We start from the raw sequence: 13,564 nt of genomic DNA, 5'->3' as shown, positions 1-13,564 counted from the left end.
AAAAGCATCAAAAAAACACTATCAAATAGGCTGAATTGCAGCTTACTCTTTTTCTGAATACGATCTAATAATGACTTTAAGCCATAATGCTCAAGGGAATAGCCGAATACCTTTTGGTAACCATAATTGTACCGGCCTAATTCCAATAATTCGCCTTCGAGAAGGGCTTTCAAGTCACCACCGCCTAATTCATAAAACTTGATTCCAATGTTACGAAGATCCTCAGGCTTATAATCTTCGACCTTCCCAAGAGAGTACAAAACCTTCGACGTTGGTTTACCATCAGCATTTCGATAACTCTCCAAAATGCGTAAATAAGTACCCGATTCTTTCTTTTCAACTTTCAAATAAGCCATAATGCAAAATTACAACCGTAAGACACTGAAAGTCAATACCTAAAAACCAAATCGGCTCTCTACAAATTTTTGAAAATTAAGCCAAAACCCTGCTCAGGTATTCATCTGAGAGCTTTTTGAAAAAATAGGTGTCAAAGTCAAGAGATTAATTTGTCCAGTTTTAATCAATTTTATCTATCTCAAGACTGAATTACAAGAAGACATAACATTGCTGATATTGTTATCTAAAATTATAGCCCTTTGATTCATTATCTCAAATCTTCTTGAAATTTTAGGCTATCACGTTTAAAAGGGAATTTGCCAATAAAATCCCGCGGTTTTAAAGTTTTTTTTTCTTTTTTAAGATTTGTATATACTGCCTCAATTTCTGCTTTTTTTTTTCGCTGGTATTTTTATGGTCATTTTCTTATTGTTTATTAAACAAATACAAAAAAAATCTGATTAGATTTCAAAGAATTATCGGAACATCTGGAAACCAGTTTTGAGGCAAAGTCTATCAACTTTTGAATTAAATAGTTTTACAAAATAGCTTGACTAAGTTTGGAAGATAAAATATAATAGAAACTAATATAGAATAAAAACTTGTCATTTGCGAGGCAAATAATAGGTCTGAAGACCGAAATACACTCGTGCTTAGTCAGAAGACTAAGCACAGCGAGATTAGTCACTAAATTTACTACCATCAATTTTATAATTATTTGCTTTACCATCATTATCAATTGTGACATAAACCCCTGAATTTTGATCATATTTTATATCCCTAAAAATAATGGGAAGAATTGATTCGCCTTTTTGATTAATTAAACCACATTTACTCTTATATTCGAATTTGGAATCGTACATACAAGCAACAATATTCCCTAACTGGTCAAAATAAAAATTATGAAATTTAAAATCTGTAATGAGAATATTTCCTTCCCTCATTAATGCAGAATCATTTGAACTAAAACTTGGATAACTATTTTTACTAACTTGAAAGTATTTGGTTTTTTGGGCTTTGATATGAATTACACTACCAAATTTAGGCTCAATTATCTCTAAACCTGATGTATCTACGACCCCTTTGAGTTTATTCTTCACAACATATGTGAAATCAGAGTATTGGTTTTCTTGGAAATCAAATAAAAATCCTGAAATTGGCTCATCATACTTCGCAGTGACAATAAAATTTTGTTTGCTGTTTATTAATCCCCACTTACCATTCGACTTTACCGAAATTTCTTTGAAAAAACCTTCTTCACTAATTGAAACATTTCGAGGTATATCTTCATAAACAATATCGAGAATTAATTCTCCTTTATTGTTAATAATTCCTTTTTTATTGTTGTTTTTTACGATAAAACATCCAGGATTAAGAATATTAATATCTTGGTATTTACAATCTAAAATTTTTTTATTAGTTATTTCAGTAACACCAGCTTTTCCATTTTTCCTAACCATAAACAAATGATTAAAATCTTTAACATCGACATACGGCCCTTCAATTTTATCATAATCAAATGATAAAATTTCCTTGTTGGGAAATTCAATTATTCCATACTTATTCCCTTTCTTTGCTAGTATTAGATCCCTATCATTATTAAAAACCAATAATGGAAAGCCTTTTAGTTCATCAAATTCTGGTGAAGCAACTATTCTGCCATCATTGTCCATGATACCCCATTTTTGATTTTTTTCAAAAAAATATACTGGCTTTTTTGTTATATGGTCACTATACAATACAAAATTGGTAATTTTGGAGTCCAAGTCATACAACATTTTTTTTGTTTTGATATTGTAAATAGCGTAATATGTAATTCCTTGCTTTAGTGCATTTCCTGTTTTTAAATCGTATATAGGAACTACATTGGCATGATTAAAAGCTACTGTTAAGTCTCTGCCATAATTTGACCCGTCAAAATCACCATCATTAAAATTTTTGATATAATCGTAGATTGGAGGTACTAAAAACTCATTTTTCTTATTTATTATTCCCATTTTAATTGCACCATTTTTATCATTCGTATGAACTATAGCATTACCTAATTTAAAATCAGAGCCTGACCCATAAATAAAAGGAATAACTTCGTTTTCTAGACTATCTACATATCCAATAAATTTACCGTTAGAGACCATTCTTAGTCCTTCCTTTAGAGGATAATGAGATTCATATTTTTGTTGAGAATAAGTTACTTTAAATAAAGAAATAAAAATAAATATTAAAAATGGTTTAAAAGTATTCGACATGATTATTGAATTTTATTAAGTATATATATATTAAGAGGGTCTTAATTACAATCGAATTTTAGGAATTAGTTTGATACCGCTCTCAGACATCTTCCCAATGTCGAAGCGAGATAAGGAGGATTTCCAATCCGACATTTTTATATCGCTAGTTCAAACGGCTCCCTACAACTTCCCAATTTCGAAGCTAAATAAAAGAGGTTTTCCACTCCAATTATCAACAATTCTATTTCAATTTATTCAAAACCCCTCTTCATGGTATCGGACTAAAAACAATATAGAAGGATTTTAAAAAACTAGAGGTATAAAACTCATTTCGAAATCCCTACACAAAATCCTCCACAGTCAAATTTGCTTGCCTTACAATTGAACGAAAAGTCCCAAATGGTATTTCTTTTTTACTCGTAGGTACGATCACCGTAAGAACAGGATTGACGCCTTTACGAAATTTGGCATGACTTCCTTTCTGAGAAATAAATTCAAACCCCATTCGAAGCAACACTTTTACAATATATTCAGAAGAATATAATTTAGGCATGAGAAAACGTAGCGTGAATAATTTCAAGTTGCTCTATTTCTTGGACAGCATTAATACTACTATCTTCAAAATAAAGTTCTAAAGCTTCTTTAAGGTTTTCTAATGCACTATCTTTAGTATCACCAAAGCTGGAAACATCAACATTTAAACATTGAGCGACAAAATGTTCACCTTCTTTCCAAACAATATGTTCGAGATTTATCATTTTAACAGTTTTGTATTACAAATTTAACCTTTTTTTATAATTCACACCTTAAAAACATTTTTTTGTAAATTTTTTCCATTCTAATTCTTTATGTAAAGATTTACTAACTTTCAATGATTTCAGATTTTTATGTTACATTATTTTCTAAATCTAGTTTTACAACTATAAGCTATTTACCAAAATTCCACCAAAAATCGCTAATTTTGCGGAAAATTTGATTTAAACAAACGCAATGGCAGAGTACAGACACCGCGAGATAGAAAAAAAATGGCAGCAATATTGGGAAGAAAACCAGACCAATAAAGTTGAAATAGACACTTCAAAACCAAAATGTTATGTTTTAGATATGTTTCCTTATCCTTCGGGTGCGGGTTTGCATGTTGGCCATCCGCTCGGTTACATTGCGTCTGATATATACAGCAGATACAAAAAACTTAAGGGTTTCAATGTTTTGCATCCTATGGGTTTCGACTCATTTGGTTTGCCTGCTGAGCAATATGCCATCCAAACGGGCCAACATCCTGCTATTACTACTGAACAGAATATCAAAACGTACATTGGACAATTAAAAAACATTGGTTTTGCTTACGATTGGTCGAGAGAAGTACGCACTTCTGAGCCTGAATATTACAAATGGACGCAATGGATTTTCATCGAATTGTTTAATTCTTGGTACAACAAGGAATCAGACAAAGCAGAAAATGTGGCTACTTTGTACGATTTGTTTGAAAAAGGTGGCTCAAATGCAGCTAAAGCTGTTTGTGACGAAGAATTGACAGAATTTACAGCCGAGGAGTGGAACTCTTGGTCAACAGAAAAACAATATGAGGTTTCGTTGAATTACCGTTTGACTTATTTGGCCGAATCTGTAGTGAATTTCTGTCCTGAATTGGGCATGGTTTTGTCGAACGACGAAGTAAAAGACGGCGTTTCGGAGCGTGGTGGCTATCCTGTGATTCAAAAAAAAATGAGTCAATGGATGATGCGTATCACAGCTTATGCAGATAGATTAATTTCAGGATTAGATACCATTGATTGGTCGGAATCTTTGAAAGACCAACAACGCAACTGGATTGGCAAATCCAACGGAGCTTCGGTAAAATTCGAGGTAGAGAATTCTGACAAAAAAATAGAGGTTTTCACGACCAGAATTGACACCATTTATGGCGTTTCGTTCCTTGTTTTGGCTCCAGAACACGAATGGGTGACCGATTTGACGACTTCTGAACAAAAAGCCTCGATAGAAGAATATATCCTTGAAACTCAAAAACGCTCTGAATTGGACCGTATGTCAGACGTCAAGAAAGTTTCGGGTGCGTTTACGGGTTCGTACTGTATCAATCCTTTTAATGGTGAGCGAGTGCCAATTTGGATTGCAGATTACGTATTGGCTGGCTACGGAACAGGTGCTGTGATGGGTGTACCATCTGGCGATCAACGTGACTGGAACTTTGCTACGCATTTCAGCCTGCCCATCATTCCGATTTTGGATGCACAAGCGGACATCGAAACCCAAGCAGATGCCACCAAAGAAGGAAAATACATCAATTCAGGCATGATAAACGGCCTGAATTACAAAGAAGCGACTGCCAAATTGGTAGCGTATTTGGAAGAAAATAAAATAGGACGTGGAAAGGTAAATTACCGTTTGCGTGATGCCGTTTTTGCTCGTCAACGTTATTGGGGAGAGCCTGTTCCTGTATATTTCAAGCCGAATGCCGAAGGAACGCTTGTGCCTCATTTGGTAGATAAAAAGGATTTGCCATTGATTTTGCCAGAAATCGACAAATACCAACCGACTGAAACAGGCGAACCGCCACTGGGAAGAGCCAAAGATTGGACTTACACACCAGAAGGCTCAACTGAGGCTTATCCATTGGAAATGAGCACTATGCCAGGTTGGGCAGGCAGTAGCTGGTATTGGTACCGCTACATGGACGCCAACAACGACACCGATTTTGCCTCAAAAGAAGCATTGGAATATTGGCAAGATATTGACTTGTATTTGGGCGGAACCGAACACGCCACGGGTCACCTTTTGTATAGCCGTTTCTGGAACAAGGTTTTAAAAGACCTTGGGTATGTAAAACAAGAGGAATTTGCGAAGAAATTGATCAATCAAGGGATGATTCAGGGGGTTAGTGCTTTTGTTTATGGATTCTCGATGAATTTGAGCAAGATTGACCCAAATGACTTGCAAAAATTACCAGAAGGTTTTGAACTACTTAGAAAGTATATTCTACCTAAATCATCCTACGACAACTTTAAAAATGGTATTAATGATGAGTTAATTAAATCCTTGATTCAAAGCAAGCAAAAAGAATTTGATTCCATTGGTATCGATGTCAAAATAACACCAGCTTTTTTTCCAGTTCATGTTGACATTAATATAGTTAATCCTGCCACAAATGAACTAGATATTGAAGAGTTCAAAAAAAGTGACAGATTCAATAATATGATGATAAATGAAATTATTCCAGAAAAAGATGGTAAATACATTTGCGGAAGAGAAGTTGAAAAAATGTCAAAATCCAAATACAACGTTGTTAATCCGGATGATTTAGTAGAAAGATACGGAGCTGATACATTGCGTTTGTATGAAATGTTTTTGGGACCATTGACAGAGTCAAAACCTTGGGACACACGTGGAATTGAAGGAACTTACAGGTTCTTGAGGAAATTCTGGCGTTTGTTTTTTGATCAAAACGGTAATCCGATTTTCAAAGACGAAGAACCTACCAAAGACGAATTGAAGTCTTTGCACAAAACCATCAAAAAAGTAGCTGAAGACGTGGAGAATTTCTCTTTCAACACTTCGGTTAGCTCATTTATGATTTGTGTAAATGAATTGACAGACTTGAAATGTCACAAAACTTCCTTGTTAAAAGACTTGTTGATTGTTCTTTCTCCTTATGCTCCGCATATAGCTGAGGAACTTTGGCAAGAATTGGGCGAAACCGAAAGTATAACTAAAGCCACTTTCCCGAAATTCAATGCTGCATATTTGGTAGAGGACAGTTTTGAATATCCAGTTCAAATCAACGGAAAAGTAAGGGTAAACCTAAACTTCCCAGCTGATATGGCTAAAGAAGAGATTGAGAAGCAAGTTTTAGCCAATGAACAAGTGATCAAATGGATGGAAGGAAAGCCATTGAAAAAAATCATAGTGGTACCTAAGCGAATTGTGAATGTTGTTGTTTAATGTGAATTTGAACACAAATGACAGCATCGGCTGCCGCAAATATTAAACAGATTAACACTGATTTTTAATATTTTAAAGTTACGGTGCTTAATAATAATATATAAAAATGGTTCATTACAACAGCCAGCACTGTCTGAACGCAATCAAAATTCTCCTTCATAAATGTTTCTATTGCAATCTTTCGATTTAGAGAATTTTGAGTGCGTGAGTTTGCTGGGTGCTGTTTTTTTTGCTTCGTTTTTTTTCGAAAAAAAATGAAGGCCCAGGCGGCAGCCGACACAAAGAAAATCAGTACTCTTGTTTCAAGTATTTATCTAATTTGCTTTAAATACTTTTTGGAACATATTTTCGTGCTAGTTTGATTTTAGTTGGACTTCAATAATTTAAAAGCCTAAGGTTTTTATAAATCTTGGGCTTTTTTTTATTCTGTGGCTAATTTTAGTTAAATTTTCAGATTTTCAAAACCAATCCAATATTTAGGAATAAAATTTGTTAATAATAATGAAAGCAAAATTTCTTTTAATGAAAAAATTAATTCTCTTATTTTTAATAAGTTTCAATGCATATTCGCAGCTTGAAAATTTTCTACTTCCTGATAGTGCAGATATTTATAATAAATTTGGATATCCTGAATTAGAAAAACTAAAATCAGAAATAAAAAACCCTGAAAACCAAGAATTTATTAAAAAATTCTCAGCAGAGTACGGTGTTTTGTTTGATATAAACAAACAAAGGGGAGCTTTGCTTGAAGCCAATGTGGACGAATGGGAAATGAAACTTTATGATGAGAAAAATGCCCAGTTGGCATTTCTTAAAGAGCATACATGTACTCCCGCCTTGGCAGCCCAAATGCAAAAAGAAATTGAGTATAATTATTGGCATTTGATTTTTGCCTATCCAATAGAAAGAGGTAACGCTGAGCAACAACTAAGAAGAGTAATTTCGCTTCCAAATGTGATGACGGGAGGATTGAAAGAAGATAAAATGAGTGAGCCAAGTCTAATACATATAAAAGCATTCCGCTCGCTTTTGGTATATTATGTTACCTACAAAAATTCAGAATTACGAGGCTACGAGAAATATTCAAATCAATTACAATCAGTAAGCGACAAGGCTAATTTTACTGAAAAAGCCTTTAAAGGTGATGTGAAGGATTATATTTTAGCAGAATTACTAACTAAAAATGCACAATATTTAAGTGTTAGTACAACTAGAAGTGTGGCAAGACAGATTTCTAGAAAAGACATTCAGAATCAATTCACGGGCGACTTTATGAAAAAAGTAGCTGAACAAGAAACAATAGCCGATCAAAAAAGAAAAGAAAAAGAAGCTGAAATGGCCAAGAAAAGCGATGTCTCTTTTGTAGACTTAGCCGGCAAAAGCTTCGATTTTTCAAAATACAAAGGCAAAGTGGTGTATGTAGATTTTTGGGCAAGTTGGTGTGGGCCATGTAGAGCAGAAATGCCTTATTCCAAAAAAATGCATTCCAATTTATCAGAAAAAGACAAAAAAGATATCGTATTCCTTTACATTTCTATAGATGATGCTGAAGAAAAATGGAAAAATGGAATTAAAGCCAATGGTTTAGAGGATTTCGAAAATGGCTTAGTTCCAACAGATGGCTCATCTAAAGTTGCTCAAAAATATATGATTAGAACCATTCCGAGATATATGATGATTGATAAAACTGGAAAAGTTGTAAACGAAAACGCAAAAAGACCAAGTAACCCTGAAACACTTTCAGAATTACTCGAACTCGCTAAATAATCGTCTTTTTATTCTATAATATTGTTAAAATTTAATAAATTTGAATCAATAATGATTCTGTGGCGTTTTATATTTAAAGATATTATTTAGAATGAAATTTGTTTTTTTAATACTTCTGTTGTTGGTTTTTGTTGCTCCATTAAGACGATTTTTGTTTTGGCTGGTAGTGGGTAGACAAATAGTAAAAGAACAGAAAAAATACCAAACTTCTCAAGAACCTTCGAAACGCGAAGGAGAGATAAAAGTGGACTATGTGCCTAATAAAGATTCAAATACGAAAGCTTCAGGTGGCCAATATATTGATTACGAAGAAGTAAAATAAACCAATGCTAAAAAGAAGATTCAACATCCCTATTTCTATAGATTTTGCAATTTTAATTCTAAGAGTTTTTCCATCTATGTTTATGATGACGCATGGTTGGAGCAAACTAATGAGAATTATTTCTGGAGATATGAGTTTTGGAGATCCCATCGGGATTGGTGAAACTACCTCTCTTTTCCTTACAGTTTTTGCAGAATTTTTCTGTTCAATAATGGTTATTTTTGGATTTCTAACGCGACCAGCTTTGATTGCTTTAATGTTTACAATGTCGGTTGCAGCTTTTATTGTCCATGGAAGCGACCCGTTTGATGTTAAAGAACATGCTTTATTATTCTTAGCTATTTACGCTGCAATTTTTGTTACTGGTCCAGGAAGAATTTCTGTAGACAACAGGATTTTCAACTCTTAAGCACTTCATTCTCAATGACTTTTGGAAAATACAAGAACTCCAAGTCATGAATTTTTGAAGCAACGTTTTCGGGAGAGTCTATGTCTGAAATTTCACATTTTGCCTGAAATATCACCTTTCCTTCGTCGTATTTTTCGTTGACATAATGTATCGTTATGCCAGATTCTTTTTCTTTATTTGCCACTACTGCCTCATGCACATGGTGCCCCCACATGCCTTTTCCGCCGTATTTTGGCAATAAAGCTGGGTGTACGTTGATAATTCTATTTGGAAATGCTTGAATAAGGTTTTCGGGTACCAACCAAAGAAAACCAGCTAATATCACCCAATCAATTTCTTGTTTTTTCAATAATTCAACAATTTTGTCTGATTTAGTAAAAAGCTTTTTATTAAATATCAAAGTAGGAACATTTAATCTATTCCCTCTTTCTATTACCCCAGCTGTTGGATTATTAGTTAAAATAAGTTCAACCGAAACTTGCTCATTATCAGAGAAATGATTGATAATATTTTCGGCATTTGAGCCAGATCCTGAAGCAAAAATTGCAATTCTTTTCATATAATTTAAATAAAAACCACACTAAGTACACCTAACAATAAAATCACCTTGCAAAGCATACTTAAGTCTGAAAAATGTTTTTTTCTGTCAGCTAATATTAGCCTATAAACCAAAAAAACTAAAAACAAAAAAAGAACTGAAAAGCAAAACCATAAATTTCTATTATCAATTCTAAAAAGCAAAATAAGCACGGTGCAAATAAAAAGGGCAGCTAATGAATATATAACGTTTTTCGTTTTTCTAATCCCTAAAACTATCGGGAGGGTTTTAGCACCATGCATTTGGTCACCTTTGATATCTTCAATATCTTTTATTATTTCTCTCATCAAATTAATAAAAAAAGCAAAAAGAGCATAAACATGAACTATAACCTGATCAGGTGCCAAATAAATGGCGATTTCACTAACCGACAAGGCCGTAAGAGATGCAACTATAAAATTCCCTACCAAAGGTTTCTTTTTAAAAACAGAAGCATAAAACCAAAGAATGCTTACCGATAAAACATTAATAATTAATATTTTCCATCCTAAAAACACCGACAAAACTACTCCTATTCCACTAAAAATTTGATGAATAAGTAAGGCAAAACGCCTTTTAATTATTCTACCTACAAAAACCTCATCGGGCTTATTGATTTGATCGATTTTTACATCAAAATAATCATTGATTACATATCCTCCTGCTGCTATAAAAACAGTTGAAAGTACTAAAATGGCAAAACGCCAATTCTCAAAAATCTGAAAATCTGGGAGTTTTATCAAAAAATAAGCAACCAAATACTGCGTAAAAGCAATTATAAGGAGATTATTCCATCTAATAAGTTTAAGAAAAGATTTAATAGGTAATAGGTTTGCGTACCCAAAATTATTAAGAAGTTTCTGATTATAAAATTAAATTACTGAGTGGCATTTTAATAATGGAATTATTTACCAATAAAATGATGTTAATACTGAAAAAACCAGCAAACATTATAGAATGAGAATAGGAATTGTATGCTATCCGACTTTTGGTGGCAGCGGCGTAGTAGCCACAGAACTAGGAAAAGCATTAGCACAAAAAGGACATGAGGTACATTTTATAACATATTCTCAACCTGTAAGATTAGACTTTTTTAATGAGAACATATTTTATCATGAAGTAAATATTTCTTCCTATCCCCTATTCCAATACCCACCTTACGAGTCGGCCCTTGCGGGAAAAATGGTGGATGTAGTTAAATATGCAAACTTAGATATTTTACACGTTCATTATGCTATTCCACATGCTACTTCGGCATTTTTAGCAAAGCAAATCTTAAAAAAAGAAGGTATAAATATCCCAGTTGTAACCACTCTACATGGTACTGATATAACCATAGTAGGTAAAGATCCAGCTTTGAGTCCTGTAGTTACATTCAGCATGAACGAATCTGACGGAGTTACTGCAGTTTCGCGTGATTTGAAAGAAGAAACTGAGTCTACTTTTAATATCAACAAGGAAATTGAGGTGATTTACAATTTTGTAGATTTGACCAGATTTTTCAAACAAGAAAAAGAACACTTTAAGAGATTTATTTGTCCGAACGACGAAAAACTGCTTGTTCACGCCTCCAATTTCAGAAAAGTAAAGAGAATCGATGATATCATAAAAGCATTTGCTAAAATAAGACAAGTGATACCTTGTAAACTATTAATGGTAGGTGATGGTCAGGAGCGTCAAAACATGGAAAAACTCAGCAGAGACCTAAATATTAGCGATGACATCCGTTTTATCGGAAAATTAGACGCTATTGAAGAAGTTTTATCTGTTGCTGATTTATTCTTTATGCCATCTGAAAAAGAAAGTTTTGGTTTGGCGGCATTGGAAGCTATGGCTTGCGAAGTGCCCGTTATATCCAGCAATACTGGTGGTTTGGCGGAATTAAATATTAATGGTGTTACTGGTTTTTTAAGCGATGTTGGTGATGTAGATGATATGGTAAAAAATGCTTTATATATACTTCAAGACGAGAACTTACCAACCTTCAAAAAGAATGCCCTGGCTAGAGCCAAACAATTTGACATGAATGTGATTGTACAACAATATGAAAGCTATTATCACAAAATCATTGACGGTGTTAAAGCCCTAAATAATTTAAATTGATTAATTTGCATAAAAAACGATTGTTGATTTTAAGTAGCTCTATTTTTATCATGTTTAGGGCAAAATCTATTAAATGAAAGAATTAGCTTACCTTAATAAATATTTAGTAAAATATAAGTTCTACTTATTATTGGGGTTTTTATTTACCCTCGTTTCAAATTTGTTCGGTATTGTACCTGCACAAGTCGTTAGACATGCATTAGAAATGGTCAAAATTAACATTGACCTTTATTTTTTGTTCAATAACTCTTCTTTGCAGGTAAGTTCTTATAAAATAATAACCTTCAGTATAGCTGTATTTGGCATCTTGATTTTGGCAATGGCCATATTAAAAGGCATTTTTCTTTTTGCTGTAAGACAAACCATCATCGTAATGTCTAGGCACATAGAATACGACCTCAAAAACGAGATTTATGCTCATTATCAAACACTTCCACTTTCATTTTACAAAAGAAATAGTACGGGCGACTTGATGGCAAGAATCTCCGAAGATGTCTCAAAAGTAAGAATGTATATCGGACCTTCCATAATGTATTTGCTCAATATGGTCATTTTGGTATTTTTGGTTTTATCATATATGTTTTCGGTAAATGCCCGACTAACTTGGTATGTTCTCATTCCTATGCCGGTTTTGTCTATTAGTATTTTCTTTGTGAGCAGTATAATCAACAAAAAATCAGAGAAAATCCAAAGAAGTCTATCTAATCTTTCAACTTTTGTACAAGAGGCCTTTTCTGGCATTAGGGTTATTAAATCTTTTGCAAAAGAAGACCGATTTTATGAGACTTTCTCCAAAGAAAGCGAAAACTATAAAAGAGAATCTTTGGGCCTTACCCGCGTGGATGCATTGTTTTCGCCAGCCATTATGTTTTTGATTGGCTTAAGTACAGTTATTTGTGTATACATAGGTGGACAAGAAATAATAGCGGGCAAAATATCAGCTGGAAACATTACGGAATTCATTATGTATGTTTTTATGCTCACATGGCCATTAACTGCCTTGGGATGGACTTCGGGTCAGATTCAAAGAGCGGCAGCATCTCAGAAAAGAATAAACGAATTTTTAAAGATCAAAACAGATATAGTTTCAGTTAAAAAATTGGAGCCAGTATTACAAGGAAAAATTGAATTCAGAAATGTAAACTTCAAATACGAAGACACTGGAATTCAAGCTCTAGCAAATATAAACTTTACTGTAAATGCAGGAGAATCTGTAGCGATAATAGGAACTACCGGCTCAGGCAAAAGCACAATTGCAAATCTTCTACTCAGGATGTATGACACTGACCAAGGTGAGGTATTGTTTGATGGAATAAATATCAAAGATTTAGAGATCTCAAATTTCAGAAATCAAATGGCTTACGTGCCACAGGACGTATTTTTATTCTCTGAAACTATCAAAAGCAATATCCAATTTGGGAATAAAAAGCTCACCGATGAAGAGATTTTTGAAGCGGCAAAAAAAGCAGAAATCTATAAAAATATCATGGATTTTGAAGAAGGATTTGACACGAAAATAGGAGAAAGAGGTATAACACTATCTGGTGGTCAAAAACAGAGAATTTCGATAGCCAGAGCGATTATACGTAATCCAAAGATTTTGGTTCTAGACGATTGTCTTTCGGCAGTTGATACAAATACCGAAAATGCGATATTGAATAATTTAAAGGATATCATGAAAGGTAAAACTACCTTTCTAATTTCTCATAGAGTTTCTAATGCACGATTAGCTGATAAAATCATCGTATTAGACGAGGGTAAAATCACAGAAATGGGAACACATGAAGAGCTACTAAAACAAAATGGTCAGTATAGAGACCTCTTCCAAAAACAAAGCAACACCGAAGCCATAGAAGTATAAA

The 13,564-nt window shown here is 33.6% G+C and carries 11 protein-coding genes and 1 pseudogene; 6 read left to right on the top strand and 6 right to left on the bottom strand.

All coding sequences use genetic code 11. The features are described 5' to 3' along the window. From EGI22_RS11355 to EGI22_RS11340, 4 genes and pseudogenes are all read right to left on the bottom strand, one after another. Positions 1-356: pseudogene (locus EGI22_RS11355) on the bottom strand (hypothetical protein); the annotation flags it as partial. A 660-nt stretch (positions 357-1,016) separates the two neighbouring features. Then, positions 1,017-2,333, bottom strand: a complete 1,317-nt coding sequence (locus EGI22_RS11350; RefSeq protein ID WP_255068502.1) for a WG repeat-containing protein — start codon at positions 2,331-2,333, stop codon at positions 1,017-1,019. 571 nt (positions 2,334-2,904) lie between these two features. Then, the gene (locus tag EGI22_RS11345; RefSeq protein WP_255068501.1) at positions 2,905-3,117 is read right to left on the bottom strand and encodes a type II toxin-antitoxin system HicA family toxin; all 213 of its coding nucleotides are present in this window, start codon (positions 3,115-3,117) and stop codon (positions 2,905-2,907) included. Continuing rightward, positions 3,110-3,322 carry a type II toxin-antitoxin system HicB family antitoxin gene (locus tag EGI22_RS11340; RefSeq protein ID WP_255068499.1) on the bottom strand — a complete coding sequence of 71 codons (213 nt, stop codon included), beginning with the start codon at positions 3,320-3,322 and terminating at the stop codon, positions 3,110-3,112. Before EGI22_RS11340 ends, EGI22_RS11345 begins: the two co-directional genes overlap by 8 nt. Positions 3,323-3,554: 232 nt before the next feature. On the opposite strand from EGI22_RS11340, the gene EGI22_RS11335 reads away from it, so the two are divergent. The 4 genes from EGI22_RS11335 (at position 3,555) to EGI22_RS11320 (ending at position 9,022) form a co-directional block, all read left to right on the top strand. Next, on the top strand, positions 3,555-6,524 hold the full coding sequence (locus EGI22_RS11335) for a leucine--tRNA ligase (RefSeq protein ID WP_255068497.1): 2,970 nt from the start codon (positions 3,555-3,557) through the stop codon (positions 6,522-6,524). 522 nt (positions 6,525-7,046) lie between these two features. After that, complete coding sequence (locus tag EGI22_RS11330) at positions 7,047-8,291, top strand: TlpA disulfide reductase family protein (protein ID WP_255068496.1); 1,245 nt, start codon at positions 7,047-7,049, stop codon at positions 8,289-8,291. 91 nt (positions 8,292-8,382) lie between these two features. Continuing rightward, a complete protein-coding gene (locus tag EGI22_RS11325) occupies positions 8,383-8,613 on the top strand; it encodes a DUF4834 family protein (RefSeq protein WP_255068495.1) in 231 nt (76 codons plus the stop codon). A gap of 4 nt (positions 8,614-8,617) precedes the next feature. Beyond that, a complete protein-coding gene (locus tag EGI22_RS11320; protein WP_255068494.1) occupies positions 8,618-9,022 on the top strand; it encodes a DoxX family protein in 405 nt (134 codons plus the stop codon). Here the strand turns inward: EGI22_RS11320 and purN are convergent. Both purN and EGI22_RS11310 read right to left on the bottom strand, forming a co-directional pair. Then, complete coding sequence (gene purN / locus EGI22_RS11315; RefSeq protein WP_255068493.1) at positions 9,012-9,581, bottom strand: phosphoribosylglycinamide formyltransferase; 570 nt, start codon at positions 9,579-9,581, stop codon at positions 9,012-9,014. The genes EGI22_RS11320 and purN overlap by 11 nt on opposite strands. 5 nt (positions 9,582-9,586) lie before the next feature. Then, positions 9,587-10,378, bottom strand: a complete 792-nt coding sequence (locus EGI22_RS11310; protein ID WP_255068503.1) for a geranylgeranylglycerol-phosphate geranylgeranyltransferase — start codon at positions 10,376-10,378, stop codon at positions 9,587-9,589. A gap of 178 nt (positions 10,379-10,556) precedes the next feature. Here EGI22_RS11310 and bshA point away from each other — a divergent pair, with 178 nt between their 5' ends. Further along, positions 10,557-11,702 (top strand): N-acetyl-alpha-D-glucosaminyl L-malate synthase BshA, encoded by a 1,146-nt coding sequence (gene bshA, locus EGI22_RS11305; RefSeq protein ID WP_255068492.1) that lies wholly within the window; start codon positions 10,557-10,559, stop codon positions 11,700-11,702. Between the two features lie 73 nt (positions 11,703-11,775). After that, complete coding sequence (locus EGI22_RS11300; RefSeq protein WP_255068491.1) at positions 11,776-13,563, top strand: ABC transporter ATP-binding protein; 1,788 nt, start codon at positions 11,776-11,778, stop codon at positions 13,561-13,563. Position 13,564 lies beyond the last annotated feature (1 nt).

The sequence above is a fragment of the Lacihabitans sp. LS3-19 genome, from assembly GCF_024343575.1.
Classification (GTDB): Bacteria; Bacteroidota; Bacteroidia; order Cytophagales; family Spirosomataceae; genus Leadbetterella.
This window is presented reverse-complemented; position numbering and strand designations above follow the sequence as displayed.

Bases quoted from the DNA above. Each gene is read 5' to 3' on its own strand.
- EGI22_RS11350 (WP_255068502.1), bottom strand. From the start codon at position 2,333: ATGGGAATAATAAATAAGAAAAATGAGTTTTTAGTACCTCCAATCTAC.
- EGI22_RS11345 (WP_255068501.1), bottom strand. From the start codon at position 3,117: ATGCCTAAATTATATTCTTCTGAATATATTGTAAAAGTGTTGCTTCGA.
- EGI22_RS11340 (WP_255068499.1), bottom strand. From the start codon at position 3,322: ATGATAAATCTCGAACATATTGTTTGGAAAGAAGGTGAACATTTTGTC.
- EGI22_RS11335 (WP_255068497.1), top strand. From the start codon at position 3,555: ATGGCAGAGTACAGACACCGCGAGATAGAAAAAAAATGGCAGCAATAT.
- EGI22_RS11330 (WP_255068496.1), top strand. From the start codon at position 7,047: ATGAAAAAATTAATTCTCTTATTTTTAATAAGTTTCAATGCATATTCG.
- EGI22_RS11325 (WP_255068495.1), top strand. From the start codon at position 8,383: ATGAAATTTGTTTTTTTAATACTTCTGTTGTTGGTTTTTGTTGCTCCA.
- EGI22_RS11320 (WP_255068494.1), top strand. From the start codon at position 8,618: ATGCTAAAAAGAAGATTCAACATCCCTATTTCTATAGATTTTGCAATT.
- purN (WP_255068493.1), bottom strand. From the start codon at position 9,581: ATGAAAAGAATTGCAATTTTTGCTTCAGGATCTGGCTCAAATGCCGAA.
- bshA (WP_255068492.1), top strand. From the start codon at position 10,557: ATGAGAATAGGAATTGTATGCTATCCGACTTTTGGTGGCAGCGGCGTA.
- EGI22_RS11300 (WP_255068491.1), top strand. From the start codon at position 11,776: ATGAAAGAATTAGCTTACCTTAATAAATATTTAGTAAAATATAAGTTC.